This window comes from Campylobacter concisus (genome assembly GCF_902460595.1).
Classification (GTDB): domain Bacteria; phylum Campylobacterota; class Campylobacteria; order Campylobacterales; family Campylobacteraceae; genus Campylobacter_A; species Campylobacter_A concisus_BL.
On the sequence record NZ_CABPVA010000004.1, the window covers coordinates 12,230 to 27,687 of the forward strand.

Below are 15,458 nucleotides of genomic sequence, written 5' to 3' on the forward strand. Positions count from 1 at the left end.
TTTGAAATTTATCACGTTTTTTATTAAAGCTAGTTGTATTTTAGCCCTATTTTGCGATATTTTGATTGTGCTCGCTTAAGGTTTTTGAAAAAATGTGCTTTTTCGCCTTTTTATCAAGTACAAAGTATAAATAATCGCTCTTTGCAGGGTTTATCGCCGCTTTTATCGCACTTATTGAGACGCAGCAGACTGGGCTTGGCGGGATGCCGTCATTTAGATAGGTGTTAAACTCGCTCATGTCGCTTCTTATGCGCTCAGCCGTGATCACATCGTGCGAGTAGATGCCATAATTTAGCGTGCCATCCATCTGTAGCCTCATACCTTTATCAAGGCGGTTGTAGATGACTGAGGCCACTAGTGGCATCTCAGCGTCGTTTGCAGCCTCTTTTTGGATGATCGAGGCGATGGTTAGAATTTTAAACCACTTTTTCTCGTTGTATTCGCCAAAAATTTTCCTGCTGATCTCGCTTTGCGCCTTTTTAGATGAATTTACAAGGTAATAGGCTAGATGCCTTTCGCTGATGCCTATTGGAATTTTATAAGTATTTGGTATTAAAAAGCCATCAGCGACTGGCGCAAGGGCGTTATACTCGCTATTTAGTTTTGCTCCGTCAAGTCCTAGCTGGGCTGCTATCTGGTTTAAAAAAACGATCGTAGTCTCACCTGGTATTAGCGTGATCTCGGTCATCGCAGCCTTTGCTTTGGCGAGTTTTTTTAAAAAATCAACCCTTGAAATTTTATCTTTGCCTATCTCGATCCAGCCAGACTGAGGCGAGCCGATAAAGCGCATGGCGTACTTGTCGATCGCGCTTAGGTTAAAGTTGCGATTAGCTAAATAAGATATAATTTCGCCCACACTTCCCTTTGGCACAAAGACGACCTTGCTCGTGTTTATGGGGCGTGCCAAATAAACAAATACGCTTAGGACAACGATGAGTACGATATCAAAGAAAATATCCAGATACGGCTTTTTTATAAAATTTTTTATCATTTTGATTCTTTCGCTTCTTTTGCTTTTAAAATACGGCATAAAAATTAACGATTTCGAGTTTTACGGCGTAAAATTGGAGCAATTATATATAAAGTTAGATAAAAAAATAATTGTAAGAGCAAAGCAGATCAAGCTACCTAAATTTAAACAAAACGCAGAGCAAAAAGCCAGCGACAAGCAGCTTTTAAACCTTAGTCAAGGAGTGGATTATCTTGACACATTTTTTCAAGAAATTTCGCTTGAGAGCGTGCAAATAGGCGATGATTTTAAGATCAAAGTTTTATTTTTAGATGATATATTTTTCGTCGATAGCCCTTATCTAAACATCGATATCAAATTTCAAAACGAGCAGCAAGATGGCGTCGATCGCTTCATAGTAAGAAATTTAAGCCTTAAAGATTTTAACGTAAGCATTAGCGGCGAGGGCAGTGCAAATTTTGACAAGGATGATTATAAATTTGATGGAAATTTCACCTCGCACGAGCTAAATGGCAAGCTTAGCTTTGCCTTAAAAGATACACTTTTAACCTACAAAGCCTATGACGTAAATGCTGGCAGTATCAAGGACTTCATCGCTGAGCTTGATAGTCGCATACACCTAAACAGCGAGGTAAAAAACTGGATATATGGCTACATCGTGGCTGATGACTACTACCTAAACGAGATAAATGGCAAGGCTGATCTAGCCAAAAACGACTTTTATCTAAACGACCTAAATGCGACTGCAAATGCCAAAAATCTGCTAGTTAAATTTGAAAAAGACCTGCCCGCTGTAAATGTCGCTGAAGCAAATATCACGCTTAAAAACTCAAAGCTTAAATTTGACCTTACAGCGCCTGTTTATAAAGGCAAAAAGCTTGATGGTTCAAACGTCGCGATAAACAACATCTTTGATGAAAAAAGTGCAAATTTAGAGCTACTTATAAAGACAAATTCTATTTACGATGAGGCGATAAATGAGATACTAAGAGCTTATAAGATCAACGTGCCAGTTAGGCAGCTAAGCGGCAAAATGGATGCTAGCTTAAAAATTTTGATAAAACTTGACGAAAAAAGCTTAGAAAATTTTGATGAAAAGAGCGTCATCGCAAATGGCGAGTTTAAGATAAGTGACGCGGTTTTAGATATCGCTGGGAGTAAATTTAACGCTAAAAGTGCCCTTGTAAAGCTTGTAAATACTTCGGTGCTAAACATCGATGCAAGCGGCTTTGGGCTTGATTTTTTCAGAGCAAATGCGAAAGCCAATATAAATTTGCAAAAAAGTACCGGCGAGATAAAAGGCGTCATAGAAAGCTTTGATCTAAAAGAGAAAAATGATGAAATTTTAGCCTTTAAAAATGAGCCATTTAGCGCACTTCTTGACTTTAGCAAGCCAAGTGAGACAACGCTTAGCATTGAGCCATTTAGGCTAAATTTAAGCTTTGGCGATGAGAGCGTGATAGCTACGAAAAATAGCGAATTTATCATGCAAAACTCCCCACTTTTAAAGCAAAATGGCGTGCTTGGTTTTGAAGATGTGAGTATAAAAAGCAAGGACTTTACTAATCTTGAAATTTTGGCAAAAGGGCTTAAATTTGACATGCCGTTTTTGGATAAAAATGGCTCAAAATACGAAAACGATGACTTTTTGATAGCAGTCTCAAAGGCTGGCGTAAAAGTGCAAAGTGCAAGCAAAAAACTCTCTTTAAACATCGCTGAAAAGGGCATAGAGGCTAAGAGCAACGACCTAAATTTGCTTGTCCTTGATGACAACAACACAAAAGAGCAAAGCACGCCACTTGAGTTATTTGCAAAAAATGGCGACATCATCTTACAAGATCTAAACAAAACCTTGCCATTTACCAGCTTTAGCGCCGAAAAAAAGGGCAAAAGCACCTCGCTAAATGGACTGGCAAAGCAAGGCAGAGTTGGATATTTTAGCGACGAGAAAAGCATAAATTTAGACGCAACTGATATAAGTGGCGAATTTATCAACGATCTTTTTAGTATTAAGAGCTTTGAGGGTGGTAAATTTCGCCTAAAAATGCTTGGAGAGAGCTCAAAAAATTTCAAGGCTGAGGTGAGATTTTTTGGCACATATCTAAAAGACTACATCTTTTATCAAAAACTGCTAAGCTTTCTAAACTCGGTGCCGTCGCTTCTTAGCTTTAAAACGCCTGACTTTAACGACAAGGGCTTTACCGTTAAAAACGGCAAAATTTTACTTACAAGAAAGGGCGACTTGATCGAGTTTTTAGCCATTGAGATGATAGGCACGAGCGCAGATATCGGCGGACGCGGCACGATCGATCTAAAGAGCAAAAAGATAAACATCGACCTTGAGTTAAAGATACTAAAAGACGCAAGCGGCATCATCGATAAGATACCACTTATCAACCAAATCATTCTTGGCAAAGACCGCTCGCTCTCAACCGTCATCGCCATACGTGGCACGACAGAGAAGCCCGAGTACTCGACGCAGATACTGCAAGACGCCCTGCTCTCGCCACTAAAGATAATAAGAAACGTCCTGCAAGCTCCGTTTTTGATATTTGAGTAAAAAGCGTTAAGCAAAAAATAATTATTGTTTAGTATAATTGCGGCGAAGTTCACGGCGGAGCTTATTATCCGCCACTCATTCTAAGTATCTTGCCAGATCCTCATCAAAACAAAACAACGCATCATTAATAAAATCTTCTAACATTTGCGGATCAATGCCTACTAAAGTTTTACCAACACGAGTTGAAATTCTTGGCGTTTGATCGTCATTTAGCTTATAAAGATTTTCAAAATGAAATGCTCGGTTTCGAATTTTAACAGCAAGGTCATATAAAATCTTTACTTTTTGATAGTTTAAAAGTTTATTTTTGCGGTTAAATTTAGAATACTTTTTAAAATCAAGCTTATAAAGATTGACGATATCATTGTGGATTTTGGCTTCATCGATGATTTTTGCCCAAAATCCAAAAGTTTACTTTGAGACAAAGAGATCATCTAACTTGAAGTAACCGCCAAAAGAGCTTAAAATATCTACCTTGTTATTATCCACTAAAGCCTTAAAAGCTAAATTTCTCGTGGCAATTTCTAAAATACCAAGTTTTGGAGCTAATGCCTGTACTAGCAAAAAGTTCTTTTTATGCTCTTGCTCGTTTTTATAGCTCTTTAGGCGTTTGATTGAGAAAAATTTAACACTATCCATAAAAAATCAATAAAATCATAAAATTTTACGCATTATAATATGTAAAATTCACTTCATCTCAAGGCGCATTAGATACATATCTTCGCCGTCAGTCACCTTTAAATTTTGGCTTTTGCACTTTGGGCAGGTGAAGTCATTTTCGCTAAGCTCCCCGCCAAATCCACAATCCAAGCACTCGATCACAATGCCTTGCAAATTTATCACAAGCTCGGCGTTTTCACAGATCGTGCCAGCCTTATAAACATCAAAGGCACTCTCTAGATAGTGTGGCTCCACTCCGCTTAAGCGGCCAACTTTTATCTCGATCTTGCTTATCTCTTTGGCGTTTTCTTTGGCGTTTTCTTTGGCGGCATTTTTCTCGCAAAGGCTAACTAAATTTTGAACGATACTAAGCTCGTGCATTAGCAGATCCTTGGTAGTAGCTCGCCCTTTGGCGGCTCGAGAAATCTTCTTGATTTATAGGCGTTTTCGATGATAACGCGCTCGTTTTTTGCCTGCAAAACCTCGCCTATTATCATCGCATTTTGATCAAATTCTCTTAAAATTTTAAGCGCGTCCTCAGCCTGGCTCTCATCAACAGCCATCACAAAAGTGCCCTCATTTGCAAGCTCATAAGGCTCAAAACCAAAGAGCTCACAAACGCCCATCACTTCGTCTGCCACCTTGATATTTTCTTCAAAAACTAAGATGTCAAATTTGCTAAATTTAGCCCACTCATTTAGCACCGCACTTAGTCCGCCCCTAGTCGCGTCACGCATGCACTGCGGTTTTATACCAGCGCTAAGTAGCTTTAAGACAACCTCTTTTAGGCTCTTGCAGTCACTTTTTAGATCAAGCCCAAGCTCAAATTCCTCCCTTGCTGCAAGCACCACACCGCCGTGTCTGCCAACATCTCCAGAGATTAAAATTTTTGCCCCTGCTTTTAAATTTTTAAGCTCCACGCCCTCGCAAACTATCTCGCCGATGCCTGCTGTGTTTATGAAAATTTTGTCGCATTTGCCCTTTGGCACGACCTTTGTATCGCCACAAACTACGCTCACGCCGCTCTCTTTGCAAATTTTTGCAAGTGAGCCAAGCACCTTTTCAAGCTCCTCTATGCTTAGCCCCTCTTCGATGATGAGCGAGCAGCTTAGGTATTTTGCGCTTGCTCCAACCATCGCTAGGTCGTTTATAGTGCCACAAGCTGCGATCTTGCCGATGTCGCCGCCATTAAAAAAAATGGGAGTTACCACAAAGCTATCGGAGCTAAATGCGATCTTGCCGTTTAAATTTAATATCGCTGAGTCGTTGCTCTGCCTTAAAATTTCATTATCAAAAATTTTAAATATCGTCTCGTTTATAAGCGAGTTCATCTCCTCGCCGCCGCCGCCGTGGCTTAGCATTATCTTTTTCATTAAATTCCTTAACCAACTCTTGCGTATTTAAAATATGCCGCACAAGCACCCTCACTTGAGACCATGCACGATCCTATCGGATTTTGCGGGTTGCAGACCTTGCCAAAGACTTTGCAGTCAGTCGGCTTTGCTAGCCCTCTTAAAATTTGCCCGCAAATGCAAGCCTTGCTCTCGCCAGCGCTCTCTACGCTGCAGTCAAACTGCACTCTAGCGTCAAGATAGGCAAACTCATCTTTTAGCTTCATGCCGCTTTGCGCTATCTCGCCAAGGCCTCTCCAGACAAAGTCGCACGGCTCAAAATACTTAGCTATGAGCTCTTTTGCTCTTAAGTTGCCATCTTCTTTGACCGCCCTTGCGTACTCGTTATAGACTTCATAAGTGCCTGCGTTTTGCTGACGGACTAAATTTAGCACACTTGCCATGATGTCAAGCGGCTCAAAACCGCTAATGGCGATTGGTCTTTTAAACTCATCTGCTAACTCTTTGTAAATTTTGCTTCCAGTGATGACACTCACGTGGCTTGGCCCCAAAAATGCGTCTATTCTTACGTTTTGATCGCTCATTATAGCTCTAACTGGAGCTGGGACGGTTACGTGATTTATATGAAAATATAAATTTTTAACGCCCTGCTGCACTGTCTTTTCGACCAAATTTGCGCTCATCGGCGTTGTAGTCTCAAAGCCAATGGCAAAAAATATGACCTTTTTGTCTGGGTTTTGCTGGGCTAAATTTAGCGCATCAAGTGGCGTGTAAAGTGCCCTTATATCATGCCCCTCGCCACGAAGCTTTTGCAAGCTTGTCTTTGAGCCAGGCACTCTTAGCATGTCAGCTAGCGTGCAAAAGATCACATTATCCATGCTAGCAAGCTTACAGGCCTCGTCTATGCGGCTCTTTGGCATCACACAGACCGGACAGCCTGGGCCGTGGACGAAATTTATATGCTCTCCAACCAAACTTGGCAGTGCAAATTTCATAATGCTATGCGTGTGACCGCCGCAAATTTCCATGATATTTAGCGGTTTTACGCTCTCTTTTTGTATGAGTTTTGAAAGGGCAAGGATTAAATTTTTATCGCGAAAGTCATTGATAAGATCCATCAAATTTTCCCCGCGTCCATATCCTCAGCGATCTTTTGATAGACCTCCAAGCTCTCCAGCGCAAACTGCGTATCGATCTTTTGCATAGCATATCCAACGTGGATTAGCACGTATTCGCCCACTTTTACCTCTTCAGAGATAAGATCTAGGCTTACCTTTCTAGTAACGCCCAAGGTTTCAACGGTAGCAACGTTGTTTTCATCTATTTCTATTACTTTTGAAGGGATCGAAAGACACATTATCTTAGCTCTTTTTTAAATTCCAAATAACTTATCCATTTATCGATGCCCTCGCCTGTTTTGCTATCTACCACAAAGATATCGACCTTTGGATTTAGCTTTCTAGCGTCGTTTTTCACTCGCTCGATGTCAAAGTCAAAGTGTGGCGCAAGCGAAGCTTTTGTGATGAGAAGCACGTCAGCAGCCCTAAACATCACTGGATATTTACTCACCTTATCATCGCCCTCTGGCACTGAAAGAAGCACAGCATTAAAGTGCGAGCCAACATCGTAGCTTGCAGGACAGACTAAATTTCCAACATTTTCTATAAAGACTAGATCAAGCTCATTTAGTGGTAGGTGATGAAGCCCCTCATGTACCATAAATGCGTCTAAGTGGCAGGTCTGACCTGTGCTTATCTGATGAGCTTTTGCGCCAGCCTTTACTATGCGGTCGGCATCTTGATTGGTTTCAAGATCGCCCTCGACAACGCCTATCTTAAATTTACCAGCCTTTATCGTAGCCTCTAAAAGCGTGGTCTTGCCAGCGCCTGGGCTACTCATCAAATTTACACAAAGTATCTTTTTCTCATCAAGATGCGCTCTGTTGTGAGCGGCCTCTTTGTCGTTTTCAGATAGAATTTTCTCTATCACGTCTATGGTTTTGCTCTCGTTTAGCACAGGGTGTGCGTGAGCCTCGTGGCTATGCTCGTGTGCGTCATGAGCGTGATCTGTATGCCCGTCGTGAGTGTGTGGGTGTGAGTGAGTGGTGCCGTCAGCATGAGTGTGAGTATGGGCGTGATTACCCATTGAACAACCGCAGTCTTTACACATTTTCTTATCCTTTTTTATTAATTTTCAGAGATTTTAACGCTTAAATTTAAAAATAAAATTAAAATTTAAGGGCATTTTATGCAAATGAGATAAATTAACCCGTTTTTTAATTAACCTTTAAATTTACCTTTGATCTTGCAAGCGAATGTTTTTATCTAGCTCTTCAATGCTCTCGTTATCATCTGTGTAGCTATTTTCATCAAAATTTTCATCGCTATTTCTTTTTTTGCCATTTGGTGTGATGATGAGATCTTTTAGCCTTGCTCTGCCATCATCCATCACCATCAAAACAGCAACAGCATCCACATCTTGATCCATCATCTCTCGTTCGGTTTGCTGCGCCTTTTTAGTTGGCATGTAAAACTCTTCGATGCCATATTTTACAAATGAATATCCATCAAATTTGCCAGCTAGAAAAAGAGCATCTTTTGGCTTGGTAAAGCTAAATTTGTCAAAAACGTAAGTGGCATTCGCATCTTGCTTTAAAATGGCGTAAATTTCATCATTTTTTGAGAAATTTCTATCATATATATATATCTCAACGCCAGTTTTTTCATCAAATTTAGACTGCTGCAGATTTGAAAAGTCATAGCTCAAGCTCACGTAGTTTCCGCGAAAGAGATCCCTTGGATCGTAAAGTTTTACCCTCACTTTTACCTCTTTTCCAAGGTAAAGTGGCATGAGCGCGTATGCAAGCATCGCAATTATTAGTAAAATTTGAAAGATTATGGCTAGTATCAGTGATCTTATCTTCATTTTGTACGTCCTTTTTTAGCAGCGACTGCGAGCACGACGAAGGCAAAGACGATAAATAGCGCCGTAGCCCCCAAATAATCGCCTATTAACTCAAAGTATCTAACCACCGCAACTAAGAATATCATGCATAGTCCAAGTGCTAGCTCGCCATTTTTGATAAGCACGGCTGCAACGATGATGTTTGCTAGCGAGAAGAAGATATTTGCATATCCAACGCCTAAGCTAAAGACAAATGGCAACGCAAAGAGTATCAAGCCAAGAAGCAAGCCACTTTTGTTTTTCTCTTTGAAAAATAGCGCAATGCTAGCGATGCTAAATACGGCAAAAACCTTGCCAAAACTGCTATAAAAAAATGCTTTTGCAAACCAAAATTTATCTTCTTCCAGCTCGTAGATATCGCCATTTGCATAAGCTATCAGGCAAACGATCAAGATAATGATACCAAGATACTTGCCAAAGCCTTTTACAAGGTGCGCCAGTCTATCTCTAAAGCCAGCTAACGCGCCAAAGAGCGCGACAAGTAAAAGTGCGTATGAGAGTGATAAAGTAGCAGCCATCGGCGCTCTAAACATAAGATCATAGCCATAAAATTCATTAAACCCACTGATCCTAGCGCAAAGCGAAACGATGTAGAAAAATATATCCGCTAAAAGCATGGTAGCAAGAAAAATAGAGTCACTTTTATAAAGCGTGTAGGCGCCAAGGGCTATAAAGACGATAAATTCATAAGCAAACTCGCCATCCATACCCTTTAAAACAAACCAGATCGTCGCAAAAACAAGGCTTTGAGCCACTAGCAGACCCTTTTTGCTAGCAAAAGAGAGTGCCATCGCTCCAACGCTCCAGAGCAAAACACCACCGCTTGGCTCGTCGCTGATGTTATAAATTTGAGCGATAAGCGCTATGGCAGCTCCGTAGCAGAAATTTCCCAAAAAGAGCGTGGCTGTGCCAAGCTTATCTTTGCCCTTTTTAAGATAATAAACTCCGCCAAAATTTAAAAGAGCAAGCACGCCAAAGATGATGACAAGGCGCCCCATCCTTGGTATCTCCTCCCAGTAAGCTCCAACTAGGGTAAAAAATGCCAGCGCAAAAAAGAGATAGGCAACCAACTTTAATATAAAGCTAGTCTTCTCGCTATGAGCGTTTATATCTATATCATATAAATTTGCTATTTTTAAAGCGGTGGCCTTATCGATCACATCCTCTTTTTGCCAGCGATCTAGCTCTTTGGCTAGAAAATTTCTATTGTAAAAATTCATCTTTCATTCTCTTTAAATGACATTTTTTTGTGGCTAATGATAGCATACAAGCGCCAAAAATGCTAGAACAAAAATAAAGCAAAAAAAGGGAGAAATTTAAAAAGCCAAAAAAACTTGGGCGGGCTTTTGCAAATTTAGCTTTAGCCAAAGCCCAAGTAAAAAACAAACGGTCATCAAACTTTCGCCGCAAAAAAGATATCAGGCAAGCAAGAAATAGCAAAACCCGCTATCAATTTGCAAAAATGGATCACAAAAACTGCTAAAAACTACCAAAAAGACAAAATAAGACAAGCTCTGCAGCCAAGTAAGCGCTGCTAGCTTTTTTCAAAAAACCTAAATTTAAGAGCCAAAAAAGCTTTTAGCTTAAAATTTAGGCACAGCGGCCTTTGTAAGTTTAGAAAACTTAACACCCTTTAAGCCAGCAATCCTATCAGCAAAGCGCTCAATCTTGCTAGCCTCACCTCTTATCGAGATCGTTTCTAAGCAGTTGTGGTGATCGACATGAACGTGATTTGTGCAGATGATCTTCACATCAGAGTCATGCTCGATATCCATTTTTTTATTCACCAAATCGTTGTGATGATGCACATAAATGAGCGTCAAAACCCCAATCAACTCCTCGTTAGCGTCCTTCCAGCTATCGTTTACGATCTTTTCACGGATCAAATCCCTTGTAAATTCACTCCTAGAAGCGTAGCCTTGTTCGCTAACTTTTCTATCTAGTTCGTCTAGTAATTGACTAGGCAAAGAAACACTAAAACGTATAACACTATCCATTTTTTGCTCCTTTCTCGTTTGATTACCGTTTATAATCATTATACATCACTTATTAGAAAATGTGGATAAATAATAATAAATTTGCCCTAAATTTACGTTAGAATCGTTACTGCAGAATTTCTTATTGATATAAAATTTCAAATTTGCTTCAGTAAATTTTTTGTAAATAAGCTCAAGCAAAGTCTTATTTTGAAAAACTCCGCCACTTAATAAAATCTCTTTTTTCTCATTTTTAGAAATTTCAAAAATAATATCAGCCATGCCATTTATAAATGCCGTTGCAGCCACTCTTGGCTCATCTTTTAAAGCACTTTTAAAGGCCTCTTTAAAGCCGATAACTCCGTCATTTAGGCTAAATTTGTAACACGCATCTAAATTTTTATCATAAAGCGCCTCAAGCCTCATGCCGCTTTCGCCCTCAAAACTAGAGTGAGATATGCCACATATTATCGCACCAAATGCGTCAAATATCCTACCAACCGAGCTAGTTTTTACTAAATTTAGCCCCTTTTGCTCCATTATCTTGAAATTTCGAAGCATCTTTTCATCAAAATTTACTAAAAATTTACGCCCCTCGTCCTCAAGCTCATACTTCAAAATAATAGAATAAGCGATGAGATAGATATTTTTTATGCTATTTTCGCCGCCAAATAAGCTAAATTCATCAAAGTGATAAACTCTCTTGTAGCTTTTTTTATCAAGCCTAAAGACCTCGCCACCCCAAATTTTGCCATCCTCCCCGTATCCAGTGCCGTCAAAACAAAAGCCAAGATACTCTTTGTCTGGCAAATCATTTTCAAAGATCACACTTAGCAAATGCGCATAGTGGTGCTGCAGATGAACTAGCTCAAAGCCCTGATCCTTCGCCCATTTTGTATTTAAAAAATTTGGATGCAGATCGGCTATAACTTTGTCTATTTTTAGATCATAAGTCGTTTCAAAAAGGGTAAAAATATCCTTAAACCTATCAAAAGTTGCCACATTTTTTAGATCGCCGATATATGGACTAACCATCAAAAGACCGTCTTTATAGATACAAAATGAGCTTTTTAGCTCTGCTCCAAGGGCTAAAAATGTCCCTTTTTGCTTGAAATTTGTATGGATGAAATTTGGATTTAGCCCGCGACTTGTCCTTGTAAAAATTGTCTCATCTCCAACGCAAAATGCGATACTGTCGTCACTTGGCGAGTAAATTTCTCGGTCGTGATCAAGGTAAAAGTCTATGACCTCGCCTAGTTTTTCTCTTAGCTCGCTCTCATCTTTTATCACAACCTCGCCTGAGATGTTTGCACTAGTTGCGATGATGTCGTGTTCTAAGTTGTCAAATAGCAAAAGATGTATGCCGCTAAATGCGAGCATAACGCCAAGCTTATTTAAATTTGGTGCGACACTTTTTGCGATATTTGAGCCATTTTTTGCTTCAAGCAAGACGATCGGCTTTAAATTTGAAGTAAGTAGCTTCGCCTCAGCCTCTGAAATTTGCGCTATCTCTCTAGCGTTTTGTAAATTTTTACTCATCATAGCAAAGGGCTTGCTTGGGCGGTGCTTTCTGGCTCTTAGTTCGCAAACTGCGGCTTCATTTGTCGCGTCGCAAACCAGATGAAAGCCACCAAGCCCTTTAATGGCTAAAATTTTGCCCTCGTTTATGAGCCTAGCCGCCTCTTTGGCTGCTTCGTTTTTACTAGCCAAGACTTTGCCAAATTTATCTTTTAGATAGAGTTTTGGTCCGCAGTTTGGGCAAGAGATCGGCTCTGCGTGGTAGCGGCGATTAAGCGGATCTTTATATTCGCTTTCGCAAAATTTACACATCTTAAACTCATTCATCGTCGTATTTACCCTGTCATAAGGCAATGCTTTGATGATCGAAAATCTCGGTCCGCAGTTGGTGCAGTTTATAAATGGATATTTGTAGCGTGGATTTGTGGGGTCATAAAACTCGCGCAAGCAGTCATCGCAAAGTGCGTAATCAGGCAAAATAGGCGCTTGTTTGGTGGCTGATTTTGAGGCGATGATCTCAAGTTTTTCATAAATTTGATCTATCTTAAATTTCTTTAGTTCATCGATCCTAGCAAGGGCTGGTAGCTTCTCATAAAGCTCTTTTTCAAAAGCCACAAAGCTAGCCTCTTCGCCACTAAAATTTAGCTTCACGCCCTCGTCATCATTGTAAATTTCGCCAACAAGCTTAAATTTATCCGCTAAAGTATAGACAAAAGGTCTAAAACCTACGCCTTGAACTAAGCCTTTGATCTCATATCTAAAGCTTGATCTCAACGCCAAATCCGGGGTCAAAATTTGTTTTTATATTTGGGTTTAGGTGCTTTTTTATCAAGTTGCTAACTACCTTATTATAAAATAAATCCCCGCTTAAAGTAACATTTTTGATCTTAAATTTATCTCGTTTTTCATAGCTAAAATCGCTCAAAAAATGCGCCAAAGACTCGGTGCAACCAAAGCTGATATTCTTCTCTCCAGCGCCAGCAAGGATAAATGAAATAATACTTTTTACAAACTTAACCCCGTCTAAACCAAAGTCATCTTTCATCTTATAATCGATTCTAACGCCCTTTTGACCGCTAAAATCAGCTGCCATAAGAAGCAAATTCTCCCCTGCTTTTTTAAACTCATCACTTAAGCCAAGCAAGCGTCCAGCTATGCAAAATAGCGAGAAAAAGCTAGCGTTTGGTCTAAATTTGCCGCTTGGCAAGGCGCGCTCTTTACTAAAGTTTTCAAGTAGTCTTTCGCCGCCATCCTCAGCTCTTATGAGCTCATAAATTTCTTCAAAGCTACTAAATTTTGGTAAAAATAGAAGCTGCGTTTTGCTTGATTTTGAAAGCAGGCAAATTTCATCATCGCTAAATTTGCTAAATTTTAGCCCCAAAGCCACTTCGCCCAAATAGCTAAGCTCAAATTCCTCATCTTTTGTATAAAAAAATGGGCTTAAAAGTGCGCTATTTTCAAGCAAAGCAAGCCTTGAAAGAGCGCTTTTTTGCTCCTTTACAGCAACGCTTAAAAAGCTAAAGCCATCTTGATTTAGTTGCTCGCAAAGGGCGTAAAGAAAAAGGTCATTTGGCGCCATCACGTCAAAAAATAGCGGTGCGCCCTCGTGATTTTGCCTATAAATGGCTGTCGTTTTTAGTGCCAAAAGTGGCTTTTCAAAGCTAGCAAGCGCGATCTGCGCCCTATCACCAGCTATAAAAATTTTTGGTAGCTGCTTTAAATTTACAGGCATCAAGAAATTTGCATCAAATTTTACCCCAAGAGAAATTTCATATAAATTTTTATCTTGCTCTATGCAAACGCTCTTGCCATTTTGCAGTAAATTTAGGCAAGTATTAAGCTTTTCATTAAAATCATCAAGCGTTATCTCGCCATCAAATTTACAAAAAGAGAGCACGCCACTTTCATTTAAAATAGCCTTGCCATTAGCCAAAAATGCTGCAGCTTGAGATGGGCTAAGCGTGCCAAATTTTATCTTTTTAATTTCACCTGTTACGTCAAGCTCATCTGCTACATCGACCTCGCTATGCTTTATAAAAAGGCTATAAGGCAAGATAATGCTAGCTCTGTCCGCTAGGGCGCTAAGCTCCTCAACAGAGCCACTTACCTTTAGGCAAATTTGATCATTTTTGCAGCTTATGGAGTGCTTAAGCTCCCCAGCTAATGAGCGTAAAAATGGTGCCAAAAAAGCTGGGTCTTTAAAGCAGTCAAATTTAAAAGCAAGTATCATTTTAAACCTTTTTTGGCGTAGTCATCGAGGGTGTCATTTAGGGTGAAATTTGCCACCTTTTCGCACTTAAAATCAAGCTCTTTTAAGTGTTCAAGTAGCGTTTTTTCTAGGATGTTAGAAGCTTTTATCACCTCATCTGAGAGGCTAAAATTTGATGACTCTATGCGGCTAGGCACGATGCCTAAGATTTTGGTTGTCGGCCTGTCGCCTGCAAGCTCCATTAGATGAAGGGTTTGGAGCATCTCGATCTCGTGAGCCGAGCCGTCCCAGCTGATAAAATTTGGTACGTTTAGAAAGTCGAAAAAATAAACATCGCCCACACTTGCGCCATTTGCGCTAATGCAATCAACGACAATAAGATAGTCAAATTCGCTTATTATGTGAGTTAGAGCGAGGGCTAAAGTGCCCCCGTCCATTAATGTAAGTTCGTTTTTAGAGCTTGTAAATTTATAGTTTTTAGCCATCAAATTTACAAAATGAACACCTATGCCCTCATCAGCAAACATAACGTTGCCGATGCCAAGAACTAGCACTCTCATCAGTGTTCTTTTACAAATTTATAGCCACTAACGATGGCGTCCATCGCTCCATTTTTGCCTTTAACGGCGTTAAATATCGCCATATAAACGTGAATCGGCACAAATATCATGATGATCCACATGCAAATTCTATGTATCGTTCTAACATTTGCTAGTCCGCCCATAAGCTCCTCAAAGTATCTTGCTGGCTCGTAGATCGCTCCGCCAAGTCCATTGTGATAAACGTGAGCGTAAAGCACTAGGCCAGTTAGGCAGATGAGTGCTAAGATGACGTAAAAGAAAAAGTATGAGGCAAACTGCAATGGGTTATAAACGCCCCTTAAATGTGGGTGTGGCCCCATAAAGATGTAGTACTTTATCTGTGCGATCCAAACTTTTGGACTTAAAAAGTCAAGCACACTCATCCACTCTTTTTTGCTGTGTTTATCAAAGACAAATAGATAGAATTTAAAGATAAATACCGCTATTAGCACAAAGCCAGCGACCTGGTGAGCCAAACGCCACTTTGCTTGCATGAAATTTGTAGGCTCGCTCGTGATCTCTGGACTCATAAAGACATAAGAGATGTAGTAGCCGCTCACAATCAAAAGCGTGATAGCTACAAATCTAATCCAGTGTGTCAGCCTAACGCCGATGGAGAATTCATATTCGCTGATCCTGTCAGGATTTTTATGTGACATCTTTTCTCC

At 40.0% G+C, this 15,458-nt stretch carries 15 protein-coding genes; 1 reads left to right on the forward strand and 14 read right to left on the reverse strand.

Going from position 1 to position 15,458, the window contains the following annotated elements; genetic code table 11:
• Positions 1-46: 46 nt before the first annotated feature.
• Positions 47-991 (reverse strand): endolytic transglycosylase MltG, encoded by a 945-nt coding sequence (gene mltG, locus F3G86_RS07190; RefSeq protein WP_149723466.1) that lies wholly within the window; start codon positions 989-991, stop codon positions 47-49.
• Positions 992-1,064: 73 nt separating this feature from the next.
• On the opposite strand from mltG, the gene F3G86_RS07195 reads away from it, so the two are divergent.
• Positions 1,065-3,530 (forward strand): YhdP family protein, encoded by a 2,466-nt coding sequence (locus F3G86_RS07195; RefSeq protein WP_149723467.1) that lies wholly within the window; start codon positions 1,065-1,067, stop codon positions 3,528-3,530.
• Positions 3,531-3,941: 411 nt separating this feature from the next.
• Here F3G86_RS07195 and F3G86_RS10800 read toward each other — a convergent pair whose 3' ends face one another.
• The 13 genes from F3G86_RS10800 to cybH form a co-directional block, all read right to left on the reverse strand.
• Complete coding sequence (locus F3G86_RS10800) at positions 3,942-4,169, reverse strand: hypothetical protein (protein WP_223228578.1); 228 nt, start codon at positions 4,167-4,169, stop codon at positions 3,942-3,944.
• A 48-nt stretch (positions 4,170-4,217) separates the two neighbouring features.
• Positions 4,218-4,571, reverse strand: coding sequence for a hydrogenase maturation nickel metallochaperone HypA (gene hypA / locus F3G86_RS07205; RefSeq protein WP_149723468.1), 354 nt, complete (start codon positions 4,569-4,571; stop codon positions 4,218-4,220).
• Positions 4,571-5,563 (reverse strand): hydrogenase expression/formation protein HypE, encoded by a 993-nt coding sequence (gene hypE / locus F3G86_RS07210; protein ID WP_149723469.1) that lies wholly within the window; start codon positions 5,561-5,563, stop codon positions 4,571-4,573. The genes hypA and hypE overlap by 1 nt, the downstream gene beginning before the upstream one ends.
• Before the next feature lie 8 nt (positions 5,564-5,571).
• A complete protein-coding gene (gene hypD / locus F3G86_RS07215) occupies positions 5,572-6,660 on the reverse strand; it encodes a hydrogenase formation protein HypD (protein WP_149723470.1) in 1,089 nt (362 codons plus the stop codon).
• Positions 6,660-6,899, reverse strand: coding sequence for a HypC/HybG/HupF family hydrogenase formation chaperone (locus tag F3G86_RS07220; RefSeq protein WP_009293878.1), 240 nt, complete (start codon positions 6,897-6,899; stop codon positions 6,660-6,662). Before F3G86_RS07220 ends, hypD begins: the two co-directional genes overlap by 1 nt.
• Positions 6,899-7,711, reverse strand: a complete 813-nt coding sequence (gene hypB / locus F3G86_RS07225) for a hydrogenase nickel incorporation protein HypB (protein ID WP_021093192.1) — start codon at positions 7,709-7,711, stop codon at positions 6,899-6,901. The genes F3G86_RS07220 and hypB overlap by 1 nt, the downstream gene beginning before the upstream one ends.
• A gap of 123 nt (positions 7,712-7,834) precedes the next feature.
• Positions 7,835-8,467, reverse strand: coding sequence for a GDYXXLXY domain-containing protein (locus tag F3G86_RS07230; RefSeq protein ID WP_149723471.1), 633 nt, complete (start codon positions 8,465-8,467; stop codon positions 7,835-7,837).
• Complete coding sequence (locus F3G86_RS07235) at positions 8,464-9,726, reverse strand: DUF2157 domain-containing protein (protein WP_149723472.1); 1,263 nt, start codon at positions 9,724-9,726, stop codon at positions 8,464-8,466. Before F3G86_RS07235 ends, F3G86_RS07230 begins: the two co-directional genes overlap by 4 nt.
• A gap of 363 nt (positions 9,727-10,089) precedes the next feature.
• Positions 10,090-10,503 (reverse strand): nickel-responsive transcriptional regulator NikR, encoded by a 414-nt coding sequence (gene nikR, locus F3G86_RS07240; protein ID WP_021085835.1) that lies wholly within the window; start codon positions 10,501-10,503, stop codon positions 10,090-10,092.
• 45 nt (positions 10,504-10,548) lie between these two features.
• Positions 10,549-12,774, reverse strand: a complete 2,226-nt coding sequence (hypF, locus tag F3G86_RS07245) for a carbamoyltransferase HypF (RefSeq protein ID WP_149723473.1) — start codon at positions 12,772-12,774, stop codon at positions 10,549-10,551.
• On the reverse strand, positions 12,758-14,230 hold the full coding sequence (locus tag F3G86_RS07250) for a hypothetical protein (protein ID WP_149723474.1): 1,473 nt from the start codon (positions 14,228-14,230) through the stop codon (positions 12,758-12,760). The genes hypF and F3G86_RS07250 overlap by 17 nt, the downstream gene beginning before the upstream one ends.
• On the reverse strand, positions 14,227-14,769 hold the full coding sequence (locus F3G86_RS07255; protein ID WP_021093168.1) for a HyaD/HybD family hydrogenase maturation endopeptidase: 543 nt from the start codon (positions 14,767-14,769) through the stop codon (positions 14,227-14,229). The genes F3G86_RS07250 and F3G86_RS07255 overlap by 4 nt, the downstream gene beginning before the upstream one ends.
• Positions 14,769-15,449 (reverse strand): Ni/Fe-hydrogenase, b-type cytochrome subunit, encoded by a 681-nt coding sequence (cybH, locus tag F3G86_RS07260; protein ID WP_148784673.1) that lies wholly within the window; start codon positions 15,447-15,449, stop codon positions 14,769-14,771. The genes F3G86_RS07255 and cybH overlap by 1 nt, the downstream gene beginning before the upstream one ends.
• Positions 15,450-15,458: the final 9 nt, after the last annotated feature.

Bases quoted from the DNA above. Each gene is read 5' to 3' on its own strand.
- mltG (WP_149723466.1), bottom strand. From the start codon at position 991: ATGATAAAAAATTTTATAAAAAAGCCGTATCTGGATATTTTCTTTGAT.
- F3G86_RS10800 (WP_223228578.1), bottom strand. From the start codon at position 4,169: ATGGATAGTGTTAAATTTTTCTCAATCAAACGCCTAAAGAGCTATAAA.
- hypA (WP_149723468.1), bottom strand. From the start codon at position 4,571: ATGCACGAGCTTAGTATCGTTCAAAATTTAGTTAGCCTTTGCGAGAAA.
- hypE (WP_149723469.1), bottom strand. From the start codon at position 5,563: ATGAAAAAGATAATGCTAAGCCACGGCGGCGGCGGCGAGGAGATGAAC.
- hypD (WP_149723470.1), bottom strand. From the start codon at position 6,660: ATGGATCTTATCAATGACTTTCGCGATAAAAATTTAATCCTTGCCCTT.
- F3G86_RS07220 (WP_009293878.1), bottom strand. From the start codon at position 6,899: ATGTGTCTTTCGATCCCTTCAAAAGTAATAGAAATAGATGAAAACAAC.
- hypB (WP_021093192.1), bottom strand. From the start codon at position 7,711: ATGTGTAAAGACTGCGGTTGTTCAATGGGTAATCACGCCCATACTCAC.
- F3G86_RS07230 (WP_149723471.1), bottom strand. From the start codon at position 8,467: ATGAAGATAAGATCACTGATACTAGCCATAATCTTTCAAATTTTACTA.
- F3G86_RS07235 (WP_149723472.1), bottom strand. From the start codon at position 9,726: ATGAATTTTTACAATAGAAATTTTCTAGCCAAAGAGCTAGATCGCTGG.
- nikR (WP_021085835.1), bottom strand. From the start codon at position 10,503: ATGGATAGTGTTATACGTTTTAGTGTTTCTTTGCCTAGTCAATTACTA.
- F3G86_RS07250 (WP_149723474.1), bottom strand. From the start codon at position 14,230: ATGATACTTGCTTTTAAATTTGACTGCTTTAAAGACCCAGCTTTTTTG.
- F3G86_RS07255 (WP_021093168.1), bottom strand. From the start codon at position 14,769: ATGAGAGTGCTAGTTCTTGGCATCGGCAACGTTATGTTTGCTGATGAG.
- cybH (WP_148784673.1), bottom strand. From the start codon at position 15,449: ATGTCACATAAAAATCCTGACAGGATCAGCGAATATGAATTCTCCATC.